Below are 22,140 nucleotides of genomic sequence, written 5' to 3' on the forward strand. Positions count from 1 at the left end.
TTTCAATCATCCTAATTGAGCTTTCCGAAAATCGATTTATTGAAAAAAAATCCATTCGTTTTATCAATTCAAAATCATTTGTCTTTTAGCTTATTTGAGAATAAAAGCTCCACAAAAATATCAATTAGCTACGTATATAGAGGTATAGAACAAAGAGTTGGCTAAAGACTCTTCCACTTTCATTCCTTCTATTTCAAAAAAAAACCTGTGAATATAATTCACAGGTTTAATTTTTATTGATTCATATTTTTAATTCTTAATAAATCGCTTTGTATCATAAATAAACACCTTACCAAGAATTCTGATGAAGTAAACTCCTTGACTATAGGAACTCACATCAATTGTTAGTTTACCCACATTTGTATTTGTTTGAAGTACATCCAAAGTAGTTCCGTTCACATTGTAAATATGGATTTCAACTTCCTCATCTTGGTACATTTTATCCAAGTAAATATTCAATATATCCGACGTAGGATTTGGCCCAAAATCAAATGTGTAATTATCTTCTCCAAAACTTTCAAATGAATTATTTTGAGAATCAATTTGATCTTTCAATATGGCCACATTCACCCAATCAGAGGACAATTCTGCACCATATTGAAAGGCTTTTACAGTTATCACATTGTCACCTTCCGAAACAGTATTGCCAGGAAGGTCAAAGCTAAATTCTTTTGTGGAACCAACTTTAATTCCTCTAACATAAACTTCAAGACTGTCATATTTCGTATTGGCAGATTGATTTCCAACTTCTACAGTCACATTTTCAGAGGATTTGAATTTCTGATCCATACTAGGACTGACAATCTCCAAATTGTTCGTTCTAAATCCAGAACCACTATAAACGGTAACATTGACTAAATCTGATTCAGCTGACAATCCACCTTGGTCTGTAACCCTTGTCTTAATCACATAGTTTCCAGCCGGTACATTCCTTACTAATAATTGATACGGAGATGAAGTAACAGACCCAATCAAGGTATTACCACTGAAAAACTCCAACAAGGCTATTTGATTTTCTGGATCTGATACATACGACTGAATCAAAATATCAGAACCTTGGGCAAAGGATTGGTTGTTTGACGGTGTTACAATACTTGTGAATGGAGCCTGATTGGCCGGAGTTGAAGATTTTACGTTGATGTTCACTACCCCAGACTCTGTTGATAAGCCACCTTGATCTGTTACTCTGGTTTTTAAGGAATGATTACCCACAGGAGCATTTGTCCAATTAATCTCAAAAGGAGCACGAGTTACCGTTCCAATCAAGGTATTTCCTCGGAAAAATTCTACCCTTGCAATTTGATTCTCTGGATCTGCCACATAGGCCTGTATCAAAATTGTTTTCCCTGCATCAAAGGACTGATTTTGCGTTGGAGTAACGATACTGGTTACAGGCGGCTGGTTGGCAGGAGCTGATGAATTTACTGTGATGTTCACCACTCCGGATTCTGCTAATAAACCACCCTGATCTGTCACTCTAGTTTTCAGAGAGTGGTTACCTACCGGAGCATTTGTCCAATTAATCTCAAATGGTGCACGCGTTACTGTTCCGATCAATGTATTTCCATTGAAGAACTCAACCCTTGCGATCTGATTCTCTGGATCTGCCACATACGCCTGTATCAAAATAGCTTTCCCTTCATCAAAGGACTGATTTTGAGTTGGAGTAACGATACTGGTTACAGGCGGCTGGTTGGCAGGACCCGTAGAATTTACCGTAATGTTTACAACACCTGATTCTGCAGATAAACCTCCCTGGTCTGTCACCCTTGTTTTTAATGAATGATTTCCTGCAGGCGCATTATTCCAGTTAATCTGATAAGGTGAACCAGTGACTGTTCCAATCAACGTATTTCCATTGAAGAATTCTACTTTGGCTATTTTATTCTCTGGATCAGCAACATAGGCCTGTATCAAAACAGGATCCCCCTCATCAAAAGACTGATTCTGTGTTGGAGTAACAATACTTGTCACAGGTGGTTGGTTTGCGGGACCTGAAGAGTTTACAGTTATGTTTACAACACCTGATTCTGCAGATAAACCACCCTGATCAGTCACTCTTGTTTTTAATGAATGATTTCCTGCAGGCGCATTAGTCCAGTTAATCTGGTAAGGTGGCCCAGTAACGCTTCCAATTAAAATATTTCCATTGAAAAATTCTACTTTGGCTATTTGATTCTCTGGATCAGCAACATAAGCCTGTATCAAAACTGCATTTCCCTCATCAAATATCTGATTTTGGGTTGGTGTTACGATACTGGTTACTGGTGGTTGATTATTTGAATTAGGATCAACTACTGAAACATTTATAACAGCAGACTCCGCTGACAAACTTCCTTGATCAATTACTTTAGCTTTAATCCTAAAATTTCCTACTGGAGCGTTATTCCAAGAAAATTGAAAAGGAGCCTGAGTAGAAGATCCTACTAAATTATCATTTACATAAAACTCAACTCTTTGTATTTGCCCCTCAGGGTCAGATGCATTTGCAGTGATAAGTACTGGACTTCCAATATTAAACACCTGGTTTTGGGTAGGCTGGGAAAGAGATACTGTAGGCGGGAGATTCTCTTGAGCAGCCCCCTCTTCAATTTTGGCTAGTAAAGCTGAGCTATAAGCTGGAATACTAACTGATCCATTAAAAATTTGGCCTTTGCCATTCTTATATACTCCAGAAAGTGGATAACTAACTGTTTGATTTGAATAATTATATTGGAAAAAAACCTGCTGCTCTACATTTATTGGGTCAGTTTGAACCTTTGAAATTTTCAAATTATCAATCAAAATATTTGGAAGTGTTTTAGGGAATTTAAAAACAACACTTTCATTACCTGCAGATACATTTGCTTTCAAAAGTAACTTTACCTTTTTGGTTTCAGTCGAAGTTACAAAATCAAACACTGTACCTTCTTGGTTTTGATTAAAGGTTTTTTCAAGAAGTAATCCTACAGTTTGATTTGCTGTAGAACTTTTAGTATCAAATTCAACTAATATCTCATCTCCTTGAGACACAGCACCAATCTGAATAAATGCAGAAGCATTTGTAGTTTGGTTAAAATTAATTTTCCATACACCTCCATCAATTCCTGTAGATAATTCCGAAGATCCGTTATATACAGCCGATACAATATTCAAATTTGAACTAAAGTCACTTTCCTTTATCGTATTAGCGCTGATAACAGTATATTTTTCTAAATCGAAATCAGGACGCAATGAATTTCTTTCATACCCATATTGATTAGCCCAATTCGGCATATTCCATTTTCTTCCACCAGGTCCATCATTTGGGCTTTGACTTTTAAATAAAACCTCAACCCCATAAGGATCCAGAAAATAGTTATTATTGGATGTTCCGATTTGATTAATATCATTAGCATCAGAGGAAATACTATAAGGCACTTCTTCCTCATAAACCCTAGAAAATTGATTTCCTTCTACTCTGACATTTCTCACTGGATTTCCCATCACGTCATCACCAACATGGAGTTGAATTGGGATGTTATAAAAAGTGTTATTTAGAACCTCGAGGTTTTTAGCATTATGAAGGTATAGACCTTTTCCAGTAACCTCAGAAATTGTATTGTCAGAAATTTTAATTCCGTTTGCGTTATCATCAATATAAATTCCTTCAGCGAGTTCATCTTTTACAGGAGTTCCTGCAATCGCTCCTTTACCTCTCCTAATAATATTGCCGACAATTTCTCTTCCCTCATTATTACCCCAAGTGATTCCATCTGAATTTGTATAAATTCCCCCTCCATCATGCTTGAATAAGCAATAATTATCTATCAGGTTATTCTTAATAACAGTATAATTACCTCCAAAATGAATTCCATTGAAACCAGTATTTAAAACCCTATTTCTAGTTACTTGAGAATTATTTGCATCGCCAGCTATATAGATTGCAACACCTTTCAGATCACTGCTATTAGCCATTCCTTGAAATGGCATAGTATTACTTACTACATTATCTTGAATTATTACTCTTGGAGTACCAAAAGGAAGGAAAATTCCTCCACTCAAAGAATAATTAAATGTATTACTTCTGATGATCAGGTCAGGTGTAGTATGGGAATAAATCCCATTTTGACCAGCAAAATTCAATTCACAATTTGTGATTTGAACATTTGCTGAATTTTGAATATTGAAAAGATCGGCATTAGCGCCTGTTAGATTTAGGTTATTAAAAGTGAGATTTTGAATATATCTATTCGTCTTTACCAAATAATCTCGAGTTGCAACCTGAACATTCAAACTATTAGGATTCTGCCCTCCAAAATATCCATAGATCCTTTTATTTGACTTAGAATAAGCCCACTCTCCAAATTGGTCCAAGGTGTTTAAATGGTTTTGCACAAAGTATCCGAAACCACTTTTAGGTGTATATCCTGTTTCTGGATTTGATAAAAAGCTAATGGTGCTTCCTGCGTTATAAGAAATTTCGTGTCTATCAGTTATCCAATCATTTTTTCTTATTACAATTTCACCTCCAACGAAATTTGCCGGCATATTTGCACCCTGAATGCTTAAAGAATTATTAACAGAAGTAACTGTAAGAAATCCTTCATTAGCCGTACCAGTATTTGGATACCTTCCAACCTCTCTAATTTGATTGTTCACGGCCAAGATTTGTACATTTCCAGCATCCATATTAGAAAGGGATGCTTCATAAGTACCATTTCCACGAGATACCCAATTCGAAACTCTTAACATGGAAGTTATAACAGGCTTTGCTCCAGTTCCATATGATGTGTAAGTAATGGGATTACCGGAACTTCCACCTCTTGAAATAAGTATTGTTCCATAAAAAGTGTCACCACTTTTAAATAAAATTCTATCTCCTGCCTTCAATTGATCAGCAAAAGCATTTAACTTATCAATACTCCTCCATGGAGTGGATGAGTTTTGTGCCTGTGTGGCGGATCGATTATCGTCTCCCGTTGAACTGGAGAAATAATAATCAGTTGCCTTCAAATAGGAAGTGGAAACAACAGATAAAACAATAATCAATAATACCTTTTTAATTAATCTAGTTTTTTTAAAGAGCATATAATTTAGCTCATCAAGCAAGGTAAATTTCATATGGTGATTCGGTGATTTAGCGGTATGGTGGTTTGATACTTTTAGTTAATAGGGCAATGAATTACAATTTCAACTTCCTTGCCAATTCTTTTGTTTGAATGCTAAAAAATCAAGTTTAAATACAGTTTCTTATTCAATATAAAATTTTAAATATAGTTATTTTATGAATTTAAATACCATAAAATAAAAATAAAGCAAATTATATTACGAAATCCAATAAATTACTTATAAATATTCGGATAATAATTCTTAAAAAATCTCTTCTAAACTAAAACCGTAAAAACCTACAAAAATGCATTTTAAACATAACTAAAATCATTTTAAAATATTATTTCTGTATTTTACATTTATTTAAATTTTTTAAAATAACTTTGAAAAAAAATATATTATTTCATAAAAAAGTTTTGATTGATAAAATTTTATTGAAACTCCAGCCTTCAAACTAAATTTTATAATAATAATTATTTATGCAATTGTTGAATTAAGAATATAGGCAAAGGGTTCAAATATTGAATATTGCATTTTTTAATTAAAATATAGAGCATATTAAGTATAGCTAATAAAATTATTTAAATAAATTTTTTAAATTAACCAAGGATCATCTCATTCAAAAAACCAAATTTCTCTGTATTAAACTATTGAGAATGTGAAAATTGTGGAAAAATTCCACAGATCGTGGAGATAATACATACTTTTTTTTAATCATAATTTTCAAATTAATTGACTATTAAAAACTATCTATATAGATATCGAATAATCAGTTGATAATTAAAATACTATAATTTTATTTTTTCAAAACCTCCAAATTATCAACTATATATTTTGTTTAATATAATTAGTATTCCTGCGTGCCAATATTACGCCAACCCCTAAATAAATAGTGAAAATCATCAAACTGAATTTCAGACTTTCAACAAAGCATTACATCAAATAATTATAAACAAAGTTCATTTTATTCTAACCAAAAAAACTGCGTGGTAAGGAGGGATGGTTACTGAATTTTCAAAAACTTCACCTTTTGGATTTTTATATAATCCATCCAACGAGTAATTATAAGATTCATTTGAAAAATTAAATTTAAAAAATACGTTCTCGCCATTTTGTTCAGCATTAACTTTAGAAATTTTCAGATTATCGATCAGCAAAGGATTTGGGCTATTGCCTGTTCGAATTACCAAACTTTCATTTTTAGAACCTATAATTGAATTCAAAAACATTTTAACTTTTTTCATTTCATTTGAAGCCTCAAAATATGAGATGGTATTGATTGAGTTTTGGTTAAATGAATTTTCTAAAAATAGCTCAACTCTTTGGTTTTCATTCACACTTTTTACCTCCATCTCTATCAAAATCATATCTCCTTTATTTACAGGTCCCATTTGAATATATGCTAGAGCTTGTTCCGATCCATTTGGGGTGATTCTCCATAGACCTTCACTTGTTTTTTGAGAAATCGCATGATAAACACCTGAAATCAAATTGATGTCCAAATTGAAATTGCTTTGCTTTAGAACTTTTTGCTCTAATATTTTAAATCTTTCTAATCCTGTTACTTCAATTCTTGAAGAACTATCATATCCAAAAGTTTCATTCCAGTCTTTCCTATTCCTCCTCACGGCATAATCTCCATTTTCAGGACTTTTTGATTCGAAAATAAACTCATTTCCAAATGGCTCTAAAAAATAATTTTCTTGACTTACCCCAAAAAGACTTAAATCATCTTCAATAGATGAAATTGAAAAAGCAATGTCATTTTCTTTAAAAGTTATGAATTCATTTTTTTCAATTTTTATTTTTCTCAAAGGGCCTCCTAAATGATCATGGTTCAGTTTCAATAAAACGTTACATTCAAAAATCAGATTTTCAACAATCGTAATATTGTTAGCATTATGTAAGTAAATCCCTTTTCCATTAATGTAGGCAATTGAATTCTCCGCAACGTAGACTCCTGACGTATTATCATCCAAATAAATACCTTCTGCTATCTTAATATCCTGATTAGTTCCTTCGTTTGCTCCTTTTCCGTTTAAAATAATGTTTCCGACAATCTCTCTCTCCTTATTATTAGAATTTACTAACCCGTCTGAATTCATATAAATCCCTCCTCCATCTTGCTTCCATAAACAATAATTATCCACTAAATTATTCTTAACAACTGAATTATTTCCTCCAAAATGAATTCCGTTGTAACCAGAATTTATAACTCGGTTTCTAAAAATCTTAGATTCATTGGCATTACCAGCTAAATAAACCCCTATACCATTTAAATCACTGTTTTTTGCCATACCCTGAAAAGGCATAGAGTTCTCAATTAAGTTATCTGAAATAACTGCTCTAGGTGTACTGTGCCAAAAAAACACCCCTCCACTTAATGAGTTTCGAATAATATTATTTTTTACAGAAAAATCCGGAGTGCTATAACTATAAATAGCATTTTCTCCTGCGAACTCCAAAATGCTATTCTCAACCAAAATATTAGAGGATCTCTCAATGTTTATAATATTCTTATTCCCTCCTTTTAGATGAAGATTCCTAAAAGAAAGATTCCTGACTAAAAAATTTGTAACAATGAGATAATCATTTGATGCATATTCGATTATTCTTTCCGAAGAAAGGTCTTTTCCCAAGTAAATAGACAATATCTTTTCCTCTTTGGAATAGGCCCATTCACCAATTTGATCTAAAGCCTCTAAGTGATTTTGAATAAAATAGCCAAAACCAATAATGGGCTTGTATCCTGAACTACCCTTATTTAGGAAATCAATTCTATTTTCTTTTATGTTTGAGATAGGATAACTATCAATAATCCAATTGTTTTTACGAATTACAACTTCTCCTCCCTTTCCGTTGAATGGGATTAAACTTCCGTTAATACTAAAATCATGATTAATGGACTGAATAGTAAGGTATCCCCCATTCTCTTCATTAATATTCGGATATCTTCCAAAAGCTTTAATTTCATTATCCAGTAATACAATTTTTAAATCAAGAGAATTAATATCAGGAATTTTTGCTTGATAGATCCCATTTCCAAGATTCTCCCAGTTTTCAACTTTTTTTAAAGAAGTAATAATCGGTAATTCCCCCGTACCATAAGCATCAAATAAGATAGGATCATTTATTGTACCACCCTTTGAAAGTCGAATTGTACCATGAAACACATCTCCTCTTTTAAAATAGATTTTATCTCCACCTTTTAAGGAGGAAGCTATCTCATTTAGTTTTTCTATAGATTTCCAAGGTGTTGTAGCTGATTGAGCTAATTCGAAAGAACGGCTATCATCGCCTACAGAAGAAGAAAAATAATAATCTAAAGCAAGACTTCTCTCTTGCGATATTAAAATGAAAATTAGGCAACAAATGACACCTAATATTCTTGTACTTGATTTTTTATAATAAAAGAATTTCATTCCCAAAAACGAGACTAAGGTTAAGAAAAATTCTATCCCAATTTCTTCAAAGAAAACATTAGGATTCATGAATAAATTTTATTTCCTAGTTTAAATACTTTTCTCAAATCATTAAACTAAAACTAGTCTCCTAAATAGAGATTTTATTTTATAACATAAAGGATTTCAGGTATAAATATCACTCAGATTAATTCGAATAGCATTTACCTTTGAAATTGATTTGAAAGGAAATTGTCTTTGGAAAACGAATGAGGTTGGGTGAAGCAAAAAGAGTTTATTTATAAGAGTTTTTAAGCCAAGCTCTTATGAAAATTAAATTTATGAATTAATAAGGCTTGATATTTACAAATTTTAAATTGGAATTTATTGTTGATTTGATCGATTAACTTAGGCATGCAAACAAAAACCATTAATATTGGAATATCAAATAATTAAAATTCGGATAAGCCCCACTTTTGGTTTACTTGTTCTAAAAATCATAAACTAAAGTTGCTTTAACCAACCAAAAAATCATCTCTTTTCTAGATACCAAAATTTATTTCCAAAAAGAAAATCCTTGATAAGAAAACATCTCACATCTTGATGGAAGCACATTACCAACTACTATGAAAATTCTTTTTATCCTTCATTATCCACCTCCTATTCATGGTGCAGCTGTAGTCGGGAAATATATAATGTCTAGCAAAAAGATTAATTCAGTTTTTGAATCAGATTTCATCAATTTGAGCACCTCACATACTATCGATGAAATTGGGAAAGGAGGATTGCTGAAATGGAGGAGATATGCTGAAATTTTATTAAAAACAATTAATAAATGTATTAAACAAAAGCCTGATCTGGTCTACATGACTTTAAGTACTACAGCTCCAGGTCTATTCAAAGATGCACTAGTTGTATTCATTGTTAAATTTCTTGGTTACCGAATAGTTTTTCACTTACACAATAAAGGAGTCAAAAAAAATAGTGGAAAATTTATTGAAAAGCAGTTATACCCAAGGATTTTTAAAAACACTGACGTCATCCTATTATCACCCTACCTATACGAAGATATTTCAAAATATGTAAATAAAGGAAGAGTGAAATATTGTGGAAATGGCATAGAGGAAAACATTGACATCAATAAAATAAGGTCGAAACCCCGTACAGAACAAATCAATTTATTGTTCCTTTCTAATCTACTAAAAACTAAGGGGATATGGGATCTTTTAAAATCCTGTATTATTTTAAAAGAAAATGGTTTAAAATTCCAATGTATTATTGCAGGGGCTGAAGGAGATGTAACTGCTTTAGAATTAACTAATTTTGTAAAGGAAAATGGATTGGATAAAGAAATCAGATATGTAGGTAAAGTCTCAGGGGATGCAAAGAATAAAGTCTTTGAAGAAGCAGATATATTTATTCATCCAACTCAAGAAGATTGCTTTCCTTTAGTCCTTTTGGAAGCGATGCAATACAGTTTGCCTGTAATTTCAACTTTTGAAGGAGCTATTCCAGAAATTATAATAAATAATGAAACAGGAATAATTGTCAAAAAAGAATCTCCAAAAGAAATCTCAGAAGCAGTTAATTTTCTTGAAAATAATCCTAAAAAACGAATCCAAATGGGTGTTAATGCATTCGCACGATTCAAGGAAAACTATACACTCTCAATTTTTGAGGACAGGTTAATTTCAACTTTATCTAGTCTGAAAATCGATTAAAAACCATTAAAACGCACTTTTCTTAGATGAAATCAGACTTTGTTTCATCAATAAAAAAAAGATAGAAATATAGAAAATGCATTAAACCAAAAACATAAACTCTTTTCAAAGAATTTAGGAAAAGATTTATTTAGCTTCAATCAAGGTATTTATATCTTTCACCAAATCAGTCGCTATCTTTTTTGCATCGAATAGTTTTCCGGCTTCAAAAGCATTAGAGGCGAAATGCTCATAATTTTCTAATATTTTCTGGACGGCATTCGCAAAATCTAAAAACTTAAAATCTTTTTCTACCAACATCCCATTCTCTCCAGATTTGAGAAATCTTGGTATATCACCGACATCAGTTGAAACAGAAGGAACTCCGACCGAAAAAGCCTCAGCAATTACCATAGGAAAACCTTCAAACCCTGATGCCATTAAGAATATTTTACTTTTCGAAATTTGTTCTATCAATGAACGGTTATCTAGAATACCCAAAAATTCTACATTCTTATTTAGCTTCAACTCATTTACCTTCTCTTGTAGAAATTCTAACTGAGAACCTTTCCCTGCAATTTTCAATTTATTGGATTCTTTAATCTCTGCAGGTAAAAGTGCGTAAGACTCTAATATCAATTCTACTCTTTTACCTTTTTCTAATCTTCCCGCAAAAATAAAACCTGACCGTTCCGAAAAGTCTTTTTGTGAGATATCATGTGAAATAGGATTTAATATTTTTTTTCTTCCCACTTCTTCCTTACCAACGGTATAGCCGATTAGGCTTTTTTCAGAAATCATTTTTGTTGCATGATTGAATAGGGAAATAAAATATTTGCCATACCAAAACCTTGAAACTGATACCGGATTGTCATTCCCATGATAAACATGAATAAATGGGCGACCAAATATAGAACAAGCATAGGCACCTTCATGGGAATGCGAAATTACCATATCATACTTTCTAAGTTTGAAGTAATTGAAAAACATATACATGAAGTATAAAAATCTATGCGGAACTATTGTAATATTATCAAAGTAATCTGGAAGAGTGATATAGTCTAAATCGTAATATTCAGACAAATGAACATCCAAATTCTTAACAAAAGGCCCTATCCCTCCATAGGAAGTATTGATAGAGTTTGTCACCAAAACCACAACTTTAGTCATTTTATCAGATTTAAATAGTCCGTAAACTATGGAGTAACTTATTACTTTCTTTGATATTATTAAATTTTTCTTGAGCTACTAACCGCCCCTCTTTTCCTATTGTACTTATTTGTTCTGGATTATCTATTAAAAATTTTATTGCCCCTACGAGAGATGTTAGAGATTCAGGTTCTACAATAAGCGCATTTTTCTTGTGACTTAAATGCTGAGAAACATCGCCAACATTTGTAACAATAACAGCTCGACCTGTTGCCAGGTACTCAGCTAATTTAGAAGGAAAACCTGCATTTGCTGCACCAGAATTATCTCTAATTACACAAAAAATATCACAAGAGTTGAGTAAGCCCTGATATTCCTCAGAAGGAATGAAACCCTTATAAAAAATCCTTTCAGAAAATTCAGAAGCATTAACCAACTTCATAAATTCATTAAAATCATGAATAGCCTCACCTTTGCCAGTCAATATCAATTTAAGATCCTCATTCTCCCTGCAGACTTCTTCAAAAGCTTTAAGTAGTAGATCTAGTCCATCCTTTTTACCAAATGATCCACCATAGAATAAAGTGGTGGCCTTACTTTTTTTAAATTCACTTTTTTTAAATTTAGAAATATCCATCGTCACTGGAATAAAAAGCACTTTTTCACTAGAAGTGTAAGAAAGTAACAACTGTTCTAAATGAGAGGAAATCACGATATTCAAATCAATTAAAAATTGAAAGTTCTTGAGAATATAAACTCCACTTTTCACTCTTAATTTATTGACGAAACCACCAAAACTATATGCATGAGTACTATCCTCAACGATATCTAAAACTATTTTATATCCTAAAGTTCTAGCATAAATAAGCGGAATAATAGTCTTAATATCCGGCGTATCATATAGATAAAAAATATTCTTCTCCTTCTTATTGAATTTTTTGCGGATAAATTTTAAGGATTTTGACAAATATGTGATTATTGAAACCGGATTTTTTAAATTCAGATCCACTTTCAATTCATCACTTCTTCCCGAGTCATCTATACTATCCGCCTGGTTCGAAAAATAAATATTATTTACTTTTACTGAATGATTTTCTATTAGAGGGTTTAAAAGATTTCTAACTCTTACTGATCCTGCCATCCCCTCCCGTAAAGAAATTCCAAATACCAATATATCCATGTAGGATTTTAATTAATTTTATTGTGTGTCATCATTCAACTGCCCTTCCAAAAGAGCATTGAATTGATTGGCAAATTCTTTAGTAACGAGTTCATATGAATGACGCTCTTTTGCCAATTTGATGGCATTTTGGGTATATCTTTGTTTTAGTTGCTCATTAGAAACTATTTCCTTTAATCTAGAGCAGATCAATTCTTGGTCATCGCTGTTTATTGTGCATGCCCATTCCCCTGTTTTACCATATTGATAAATGGCTGTTTCTTCAGGTGCAAGAATAATGATAGGGGTACCTGAAATCATATATTCAGGAGCTTTTGTGGGCATGGAATATTTAAGGAATTGAATCGCCTTTTTTGAGAAATCGCAGGGTAATAGCAAGAAATCCATGCTTTGAAATAATTGAGGCAATTTATTATAAGGAATTAAGTCCTTATGAAAAGTATATTTGTATTTTTTTGTCCAAGTCAACTTTTCTGCAGTTTGTATATAAAACTTAATTTTTATATCGCTTTTGGAATTGAATAATTCAACTGCTTCTGCAAAAGATATAAGAGAATCATAAATTCCAAACCCAGTACGACCTGCATATAAGATTGAAATCTCTTTACCAGTATTATTCTTTCTCTCACCTTTAGGCAACCACATCTTTAGATCAACTGGGTTGTGATATGTTATGAACTTTGATCCATAACGCTTTTCATATTCTGAACCCATCAAATCACAAATACTAAGGCATAAATCCGCCTTATGAACAAGCTCTTTAAATTCACTATCTATCTTTTTGTTCCAATAATCACCTGCGAGTCCATTATATCCAACTGAACTTATCCAATCATCCATTTGATGAATCACTACCGGCACATCTAATTTTTCGGACAAACTAGTTGCGAAAAGTAAAGACTCTCTTGTTGAAGCTTGAATGTAGAGGATATCTGGAGAAAATTCATCTACCCATTTAAGAAGGTTATCACTGACCTCCATGATGGAAATAGTGTGCATAAGTCCTGACCATTGAAGGAATGGATAGAGATATTTATGGATTACTATTTCTCTAAAAGTAGGTTTAAAGGAAAAATTATCTAAGTCTGGAGTAGTCCTAATAGGTAATTTACCAGATGGAAGTTCCCTTTGAAAATATTTAAATGGATACTTCCAATGAAATTCATCAGAACCTATAAAATAATAATTATCACAAATTTCAGGAGAAATATTTCCATTGGAGTGACTAGTACAGATAACCGCTAAGTCATCTTTATTCCAACCTTTAAACAGATTAGACAAAGTAACACCACCTCCTGTATTGGAGTTAAATGACTGACCAAAAACCAATACTTTAGGCATTATTATTATCCTTTAATTCTGGTTTAATTATGAACTCACTAAGAAAATATTTTTTCACAAAGGAATTTGGTAATTTTCTGATCGGAGCAGTATAACAAATCCCAGCACTCAACCAAATTGAAATATGAAATAAACTAAAACTATAAACATTGGCAGGATACAGGAAAAGCAGCCATAATAGGATCCAGATTGCTAAAGTTTTGACTAAATTATTATTAGAGTAGAACAATCCCAAAATTATTGCAGGCAAAATTATTGCCAGTAACAAGAAAATGTTAACGATCCCACCATTCATTATTAATTGCAGAAAATCTGTCTCAATCACCCTTCTAATTCCTCCCTCAAAAATATTTTCATCAATACCTGGACATTTGTACCCTCCATTAAATCCTTTACCGAAAAACCAATCATATGATGACATGTCATTAAAAAAACAATTCTCAACATAACCTCTGGTATCTTCTAAACCTCGGGAAGCAACATTCTTAAAAAAGAAATTTTCTCCTATATCTTCTCCAATTGAATAAAAGAAAAAAAGAAATACTCCAATAAGACCATAAGTAAGGTAAAACAAAATACTAAATTTTCTTTCAGAGGTAATAAAATAATTTAAACCTCCAAAAAAAGTAATCATAGCAGCCATAAATATCATTCCTCTTCTTGCTCGAAAAATAGCAACTACAAACACCATTAATAGAACTATCAGAATAAGAGGTTTAACTTTATCATTTAATAGATTAAAGTTTAATGCTAGTATTCCAACTGGAATAGCCAAATATTTAAAATAAGTTTCAGCAGCACCTTGACTAATCAGATTTGACAAATCACTGTCAAATAAAACACCAAAATTAAGAAAAAAGAAAACAAAATAAATTAATGATAATATAACTGCAGTATCAAATAACCTCTTAATTAAAAACATATTAAAATTAATAAAAACTAAAAGAGGTATAAAATATAAAGCTCCACCATAATTTAAATCAAAAATAAATTGTTTTAATTCAAAATAGTCAAATGTAGAATAATCTCCCCTTACTAAAATTAACACTTGCCAAATAAAATAAATAAAAACAATCATTCTAAAATATGATATTTCAAAATCAATCTTAATTAACTTAGTTAAGGAGAAAATAAATAGTAAATAACTAAATAGCTCTAATGCTTGGTATAAAGAATTAAAAGAAAATGAAGTTAAGCTCATGACATAGCCTACACTTAGCCCTATTAAGGATAAATAAAAAGTAGAAATATATAAGGCATAGGACTTTGTTGGAAACACAAATGGCTCAATTCCTATTTCATTCAAACTTCTTAAACGGGATGTTTCAATCATTTGAATTATTGCTATTTAACAACTTATAGTGAGTTTGAAGAACATTATCACTTTTGTATTCTTCTTTTAAATTAACTTGGAGATCATTTTCTAAACAGTACTTAATTCCTTCCGCTAAATCAAAAGAATTGTACGCCTCAGCGATGTACCCAGATTTCTTATGATCAATCATCTCTGGAATACCACATAAATCAAATCCTACGACAGGGATGCCACAGTGAAGACTTTCGACAATTGTAGTTGGTTGATTGTCCAAAATACTAGGAATCACAAAAACATCAGAGCATTTATATGCCAAAGCGATATCTTTTTCATCTTCTAAATACCCTAAATAATGAATTTTGAAATCAATAGCTTTTTCAAACTCAGATAAATCTCCATTCCCGAAAATAATTACTTCAAGATCTTCAAATGAATAAGAGTTTGTTAAATACTTAAATGCTTCTTTTAGAAATTTCCAACCTTTATAAACACTTGAGATATTAACAGCTCCAAAACAAACTACAAATTTTGTTGGATCAATTGATAAAACTGATCTTGCTTGCCTTTGAGAGGCAGGCTTAAAATTTGGTGATTCAAAGTAATTAGGAACAAAATGAATAATTGAATCTTTAAGCAAACTTGACGATTCCCCAAGATTTTTTAACCATAAACTCGGAGTAATAAATTCGAATCTACCTTTATACTTAGAAAGTAAATTATTCTTTTTTATATGTTGAGTTGACGCTATTGATTTATCCTCAAAAATTGGGCATGCCAAACACCCATCTATAAACTGCTCACAATCAACGGCATAATGACATCCACCTGTCATAAACCACATATCATGTAATACAATAAATATCTTTTTATCAGTTTTAAATAGCTTTTCAAATGAATTAAAATTGAAGAATCCCAATTGAACCCAATGGATATAAATCACATCAGCTTCTTGGATCAATTTCATTTTTGAAACATCAGTCCCAAGAAAACATGAGGTATATAAACCAAATTTTGAACTATCATATTTATGAGTTTTTCTCTCAACCCAATTATTAATGAAAGCTTTTAATCTGGGGATTCTTGACAAATACATTATTCCATCATAGGCCTCACCATCCATGAACAATGAAATAGCATTAGAATCTATAGAATTAGAATTACTAAAGCCCTGATGAAGCCTCCTAGCACAAGAACCTGCTGATTTATTAGAAAATTGTATTTGGACTATCTTCAACAATGTGAAAGCATTTAAATTATTCAACTAAAGTTTAACTACACTCCAGTTATCAGGGTAAATTTCGGGAGTTCTCAACCCTTTTATCCAGGGATTTGGAGCAATAACAATTTTTTCTGGATTTTCAGATAGCCAAGCTGCCCACCAACTGAATGTACTATTTGCTATAATGAAATTGGAGCATAAGCTCATTAAATACATATCTAAGTAGCTTTTATCATTACTATTATGTTCCACAAATTTAAAGTTTGAACCTTTAAAATTAGTTTTGGCCCAATCAATATCATCTGAGAAAAAGTAAAATATAGGGTTAATTAATTTTGATGATAATTCATCAATTGCATTTAAATAATACTCTGGTCCATCAATTACTAAATGCGAATTTTTCCATTCTGATTTTGTATAATCTCCTCTTCTTATATGAACAGCAACCGAATTACCCTTTTCTATTTCCTTTGATAGGCTTATATTCTCAAAATCCAAAGGGGGTTTAAACTTAAATTTATTTCTCAAAAACTCTTCATAGCCTTCTAAATACTTAACAGATTGCCAAGTACCAATTAGCCTAGAATTTGATATCTCAAATATTTCTTCATCAAAAGAAAACTCTTTCTTTTCTTTCATAATATTCTCAAACAATAAAGAATACATTTGAAATAGAGAATAAAGAAGTTTTTGTACTATTGATACACTCCAAAAAAAAGAACCTAAGTTTAAAACATTCAACTTTAATTTATTCTTAGTGTCTAATTCAAGATTAAAAGCCCTAGACAAATCAAATCCATTATGGTGTTTATAGAAAAAGAAATCTCTAAAACTAATCCTGCTAGGAATGCCTTTGGAATTCAAAACACAGGTAAGAGCGTATTGGAACATTTGATTACCTAAACCACCGTATATATTAACTTTATTCATCCTAGGCAAAATCATTTAAACCAAATACTATTTGTATTTCGAACAATTAGTATATTATATAACTGAATAGGAGCAAATAAATAACCATACACATTAGAAATTATGGAAGCTAAAATAATTGACCAAACTCCCCATTCAAATAATAATATGAAAATCAATGATAAAATAATAAAACCTATAGAAGTAACTATTGAAACATAAAACTGTACTCTTAAGGCACCTATTCCATTAATAACATTTACAAAAATACTTGCAAACATTCCAAGGACAAAGAAAACAAAACATAGAAATGATATTCTAAAGTCAATATCTACCACACCTTCTCCCAACCAAAAATCATAAAATTGATTACAGAATAGTAACATTATTAATCCTAACAACAAAAATGGAAGAAGAATCAAAAGATATTTTTTAACTGCTCTAATAATCCAGTCATAATCTCCCGAATAGTAAGCATCGGTACTGCTACTCCACAATGGAGAAAGTATAATCATATAAATACCTTGAAGCGTTAAAAAGTATTTAAATGCAATGTTATAGGCGGTTACATCAACCGGAGTAAAATAACGAGCAATTAAAAACAAAGAAGTACTGTATTGAATCATCGCAGCCAATTGCAAAATAAAAAATTTCAATCCTAGACCCATTAATTGATTTCTATACTCCTTTTGAATTAATTTTATACTAGGAATTACGTCTTTGTAAGTAGTAGAAAATAAATAAATATTAGCAATGACTAGGATTATTACTGGAAATACCCCAATACCTAAACCTAATAAAATCAAAGAACCATCTGTAAACAAAGTCAATAACCAAATAATCAATAAAGACGCAGCTTGACCTATTAAATCAATTAAAGATGCTTTAGCTGGCTTTTGATCCGAAATTAAAATTGTCTTAATTACTTGAAAAATAAATTGTAGACAGAAATAGGTAATTATAATTGATGTTAGCATCCTTATCTCAGAATCCATAACTATAGGAACATTGATAAGTGAACTCCAATCAACAAAACTATTTAAGATTACTAATAGTACCCATACCGAAAGAAATAATATTGAAATATAAAAGTAGGTTGTACTAACATAAATTCTAGCAAGTTTTATATCATGCTTCGCTTTTGCCTCTGCAAATTTATTTCTTAACCCTTGAGTTAAGCCGACATCAAATAGTGACACCCAACCAACTATTGATGTTAGTGTTAGCCAAATACCATATTGTGTTGGATTAATATAATTAATTGTGAGAGGGACTATTATAAAGGAAATAGCCATACTTAAAACTTTTACTACAAAACTGAAAACAACATTCTTCTTTGCAGCAAGTGTCCTAGCACTACCTTTATTGAAAAACTCACTAAGAGCATAACTAATATTCATAATAAAATCAAATCGTAATAATTCTATTTATATGCATAATTTCCGTATGCATATTTAACACTGTTTTTTGAGCCATTAATGACTATCATAGGATTTTTCAGACGATTTGACTTGAGGACATCACTAAAGTAATCTAAATTCTTTTTGCTAGTATAATCATATCTGACTATAAAAATGGAATAATCAACTATATCAGCAATTGCAAGTGCATCTGCCACTAATCCCATAGGGGCAGTATCAATAATTATATAATCAAACTCTTCTTTAAGTTTTGCTATTAATTTTTCATTTTTTTCTGAATGCATTATTTCAGAAGGATTTTCAGGAATATTTCCAACCTGAAAAATGGTAATGCCATTTACTTCATTTCTAGAGTCCAATAAATCCTTTAAACTAAAATCTGATGTAGAAAGATAATTTGAGATGCCTTTATTAGATTTAAATTTAAATTCATCTTTCAACCCTTTCTTTCTTAAATCATACTCTAGGACAGCTACACTTTTGCCTACCATAGATAATGACTTAGCAAAATTTATTGAAAAGAAGGTTTTCCCTTCACCTGAAACCGAAGAGGTAACCATTACTACTTTAGAAATATTATCATCTAACTTATAATTAAAATTAGATCTGATTAATCTAAACTGTTCTGAAACAGGAGTATTGTTTTTATAATTAATTACAAATAATTCTTTACTCTTTAAAAATGAAATCTCTCCCAAAACATCAATTTGGGAAACACTAGATAAATCTGAACGAACAACTATTTTATCACTTAGTAATGATCCGCCAAACACATATAAAAATGGAATAGTAAAGCCAAAAAACATACCTGCCAAATAGAGTACAGGTGGATACGGCTTAGTTGGTACATACCCAAATGAAGCACTTTCAATGACTTTAGCTTGATTGGAAGGAACTGAGGCCAAAAACAAAGCTGTCTCTTCCTTTTTCTGAATTAAATATAAATAGTGGTCTTTCTTGATTCCAACATCTCTACTGATCGCTTCATATTGTCTCTCTAATTGAGGTGCGGAAGTTGATTTATTTTGGAACTGCTGATTTTCATTCCTTAAATTTTTAAGCGTGATTTCAAGCTGTTTTTTATTTGTTGCAATATGATTAATAATATTATCTCTTGCTGCATTTAAAATCGACATTTGCTTAACCATTAACGGGTTATCAGGCATAATTGATTTTTGATACTCTGCAACTTTTGATTTTGCATCTTGGTATTCAGTCATAGTAGTGGATAAATACGGATCATCTTTTATTAAAGAACTTAAGCCAGATATATCTCCACTAGAATTGCTTGATACAACAGATTGGACACTATTGTAGATGTCTATTTGATTTTCTAAATCAGAAATTTCACGATTATTTCTTATAAAATTTTCCTGATAAACTTTTGTATCTGACTGAACATCAACTACATTTTGTGTGTTTTTGAATCTCTCGATATCTTGCTCCATTTCATTCAGCTCAGCAAGAGTCAAATCAATCTGATTATTAATAAATTCTAATGATTTTCTTGCGACTTCCTTCTTATCTTCTGAAAGCTGCTCATTATATTGATCAACTAATTTATCAAGTACCAAAACACCTCTTTCTGGTGCGGTTTCAAGTAAAGAGATGTATAATACACTAGAATTTTTATCCTTGGTATCAACATCGAGTCTTCCTGAGAAAATTCCTGCAAGTTCATCCGGACTTTTAAATTCGACTAGAATTGGTTCTTCTAACTCTCCTACTTTTGTTCTTTCGTTAAAAAGAATCTTAAATTTTGCATACCTGGAATCAAAGGTTTCATTCGGCTTAATCATGATAGGCTCATCATTAATCTCAGCTATTACATAATTTTCCTTAAACTCTACTACCCTCATCTCTCGCTTTTCATCAGATGCATTAGCACCTAAGGAATAGACTTCTATCATTTCCACAGTGAATGGCAAATGCTTGTAGAATACAGGATTTTTCTTATTTAAAGAGTTTACGTAGAAATAATCATTGTATAAACCAAGTTCATTTACTACTTCCCTCATTAAAATACCAGATTGGATTACATCAACTTCATTATCCACTGTATTTGAGGATTTAAACTCATTTAAGCCTTCAAAAACAGGATTTTCTAAAAAATCAGCTCCTTTAGTAACATCTCTAAGCATTATACTATTATTAACAGAATAATAAGGAATGGAATAATAGATGTATACATAAACCAATGAAAGAACCAAAACGATTGAAGAAAGAAATAATGGCCATGCCTTTAAAAGCTTCCTCAACTTAAATTTAAAGTCAACTTTGGTTGAAGAAGAATCTAGATTCTCCTCCAAAATAATATTTGAAAGTTTCATTTTATATTGAAAATATCGTTAACACATTAAATCACCCTCAGTCATATTACCTAACGAAAATGTCATTGAAATTAAAGATCAAAGCAACAATAAGTGAAGAGGCTATAGTTGCAGCAGCTATAGTTGTTGGATTCACATTAGCTTGATTAAGCTTCTTTTTGTCAGCCTCGACATAGATAACATCATTTTGTTTTAAGTAATAATATGGAGAGCTTAGAATTTCCTTTTTGCCTATATCAAATCTATGAATAACTTTTCCATCCGGGGTTTCACGTATCAATAGTACATTTTCCCTTAATGCATAAGCTGTCATATCGCCTGCCATTCCTAGAGCTTCTAAAATCGTAATCCGCTCGGTTGGAACAACAAAAGATGAAGGCCGATTTACCTCTCCAATAACTGTAACTTTAAAATTCAAAAATCTGATTTCAATTTTCGGTTCTATAACCAAAGAAGCCAACTCACTTTTTAAGTAAACTTTAGCTTCTTCCCTTGTTAGCCCCCCTAATTTTACAGCCCCGAGTGTAGGAAATTCAATATTTCCATCAGGGTCCACCATATAACCTCTTACGATTGGATCCTGAGCCATTTGGGCTTCTCCGCTTTCGTCGGTAGAAACAATACCATAATTAAACAGTACGTTTGATTCGGGGCTTAAAGTACTTACTCTTATATCTAGTAAATCTCCAGGAACAATTTTAGGTTCCTCAAAAGGACCATTATTGAGCACATAATCTTGTCCATCTCCAATATCTTGGAAATAAGTTAAATTCCTCTTGGCGCAAGAATTCATTAAAATCATTCCAATTAGAAGAAGAGGTATAATTATATTACTTCTATTTACTCTTTGTTTCCACATTTTGATAAACTTTATTTCTCATTTTTTTTTAAAGCACTAATTTCACTTAACCTTAAAAAGGTTTAACTTTTCCTGAAGAACCTTTGTAAACTCGGAACCATGAGGAGGCTTAAGCATATTTGCATGTTCACCAGGCATTACAAATTTTTCAACACTCCTTGCATAGCGACTCCATCCAAGAGTTTCAAAATCTTGAACATAAAATGTTCTTCTTTTGGCTAAAAACAAAGTAATGTCAATATCTAG

13 protein-coding genes are annotated in these 22,140 nt (G+C 31.4%); 1 reads left to right on the forward strand and 12 read right to left on the reverse strand.

Going from position 1 to position 22,140, the window contains the following annotated elements; genetic code table 11:
* Window positions 1–249: 249 nt before the first annotated feature.
* Entirely contained in the window at window positions 250–5,082 is a 4,833-nt protein-coding gene (locus tag Q0L68_RS04970; protein ID WP_296700207.1) for an Ig-like domain-containing protein, read from the reverse strand.
* 947 nt (window positions 5,083–6,029) lie between these two features.
* Window positions 6,030–8,561 (reverse strand): right-handed parallel beta-helix repeat-containing protein, encoded by a 2,532-nt coding sequence (locus Q0L68_RS04975; RefSeq protein ID WP_296700210.1) that lies wholly within the window; start codon window positions 8,559–8,561, stop codon window positions 6,030–6,032.
* Between the two features lie 653 nt (window positions 8,562–9,214).
* Between Q0L68_RS04975 and Q0L68_RS04980 the strand changes: the two genes are divergently transcribed.
* On the forward strand, window positions 9,215–10,192 hold the full coding sequence (locus Q0L68_RS04980) for a glycosyltransferase family 4 protein (RefSeq protein ID WP_296700213.1): 978 nt from the start codon (window positions 9,215–9,217) through the stop codon (window positions 10,190–10,192).
* A gap of 126 nt (window positions 10,193–10,318) precedes the next feature.
* Here the strand turns inward: Q0L68_RS04980 and Q0L68_RS04985 are convergent, their stop codons facing one another.
* The 10 genes from Q0L68_RS04985 to Q0L68_RS05030 form a co-directional block, all read right to left on the reverse strand.
* Complete coding sequence (locus Q0L68_RS04985; RefSeq protein ID WP_296700217.1) at window positions 10,319–11,341, reverse strand: glycosyltransferase family 4 protein; 1,023 nt, start codon at window positions 11,339–11,341, stop codon at window positions 10,319–10,321.
* 10 nt (window positions 11,342–11,351) lie between these two features.
* Entirely contained in the window at window positions 11,352–12,500 is a 1,149-nt protein-coding gene (locus Q0L68_RS04990; protein WP_296700219.1) for a glycosyltransferase, read from the reverse strand.
* A gap of 18 nt (window positions 12,501–12,518) precedes the next feature.
* Window positions 12,519–13,841 (reverse strand): group 1 glycosyl transferase, encoded by a 1,323-nt coding sequence (locus tag Q0L68_RS04995; RefSeq protein ID WP_296700222.1) that lies wholly within the window; start codon window positions 13,839–13,841, stop codon window positions 12,519–12,521.
* On the reverse strand, window positions 13,834–15,174 hold the full coding sequence (locus Q0L68_RS05000) for a hypothetical protein (RefSeq protein ID WP_296700224.1): 1,341 nt from the start codon (window positions 15,172–15,174) through the stop codon (window positions 13,834–13,836). The genes Q0L68_RS04995 and Q0L68_RS05000 overlap by 8 nt, the downstream gene beginning before the upstream one ends.
* On the reverse strand, window positions 15,167–16,393 hold the full coding sequence (locus Q0L68_RS05005) for a glycosyltransferase (protein WP_296700227.1): 1,227 nt from the start codon (window positions 16,391–16,393) through the stop codon (window positions 15,167–15,169). The genes Q0L68_RS05000 and Q0L68_RS05005 overlap by 8 nt, the downstream gene beginning before the upstream one ends.
* Before the next feature lie 24 nt (window positions 16,394–16,417).
* Window positions 16,418–17,305, reverse strand: a complete 888-nt coding sequence (locus tag Q0L68_RS05010; RefSeq protein ID WP_296700232.1) for an alpha-1,2-fucosyltransferase — start codon at window positions 17,303–17,305, stop codon at window positions 16,418–16,420.
* A gap of 11 nt (window positions 17,306–17,316) precedes the next feature.
* Window positions 17,317–18,684, reverse strand: coding sequence for an oligosaccharide flippase family protein (locus Q0L68_RS05015; protein WP_296700234.1), 1,368 nt, complete (start codon window positions 18,682–18,684; stop codon window positions 17,317–17,319).
* A gap of 23 nt (window positions 18,685–18,707) precedes the next feature.
* On the reverse strand, window positions 18,708–21,035 hold the full coding sequence (locus tag Q0L68_RS05020) for a tyrosine-protein kinase family protein (protein ID WP_296700236.1): 2,328 nt from the start codon (window positions 21,033–21,035) through the stop codon (window positions 18,708–18,710).
* 46 nt (window positions 21,036–21,081) lie between these two features.
* Window positions 21,082–21,894 carry a polysaccharide biosynthesis/export family protein gene (locus tag Q0L68_RS05025; RefSeq protein WP_296700239.1) on the reverse strand — a complete coding sequence of 271 codons (813 nt, stop codon included), beginning with the start codon at window positions 21,892–21,894 and terminating at the stop codon, window positions 21,082–21,084.
* Between the two features lie 42 nt (window positions 21,895–21,936).
* Window positions 21,937–22,140: hypothetical protein (locus tag Q0L68_RS05030; RefSeq protein WP_296700242.1), on the reverse strand; the 204-nt coding region annotated here is incomplete at its 5' end.

Origin of the sequence: Algoriphagus sp., from assembly GCF_024642405.1 — a bacterium.
Lineage (GTDB): Bacteria > Bacteroidota > Bacteroidia > Cytophagales > Cyclobacteriaceae > Algoriphagus.

Bases quoted from the DNA above. Each gene is read 5' to 3' on its own strand.
- Q0L68_RS05020 (WP_296700236.1), bottom strand. From the start codon at position 21,035: ATGAAACTTTCAAATATTATTTTGGAGGAGAATCTAGATTCTTCTTCA.
- Q0L68_RS05015 (WP_296700234.1), bottom strand. From the start codon at position 18,684: ATGAATATTAGTTATGCTCTTAGTGAGTTTTTCAATAAAGGTAGTGCT.
- Q0L68_RS04970 (WP_296700207.1), bottom strand. From the start codon at position 5,082: ATGAAATTTACCTTGCTTGATGAGCTAAATTATATGCTCTTTAAAAAA.
- Q0L68_RS05010 (WP_296700232.1), bottom strand. From the start codon at position 17,305: ATGAATAAAGTTAATATATACGGTGGTTTAGGTAATCAAATGTTCCAA.
- Q0L68_RS04990 (WP_296700219.1), bottom strand. From the start codon at position 12,500: ATGGATATATTGGTATTTGGAATTTCTTTACGGGAGGGGATGGCAGGA.
- Q0L68_RS05000 (WP_296700224.1), bottom strand. From the start codon at position 15,174: ATGATTGAAACATCCCGTTTAAGAAGTTTGAATGAAATAGGAATTGAG.
- Q0L68_RS04985 (WP_296700217.1), bottom strand. From the start codon at position 11,341: ATGACTAAAGTTGTGGTTTTGGTGACAAACTCTATCAATACTTCCTAT.
- Q0L68_RS05025 (WP_296700239.1), bottom strand. From the start codon at position 21,894: ATGTGGAAACAAAGAGTAAATAGAAGTAATATAATTATACCTCTTCTT.
- Q0L68_RS04995 (WP_296700222.1), bottom strand. From the start codon at position 13,841: ATGCCTAAAGTATTGGTTTTTGGTCAGTCATTTAACTCCAATACAGGA.
- Q0L68_RS04975 (WP_296700210.1), bottom strand. From the start codon at position 8,561: ATGAATCCTAATGTTTTCTTTGAAGAAATTGGGATAGAATTTTTCTTA.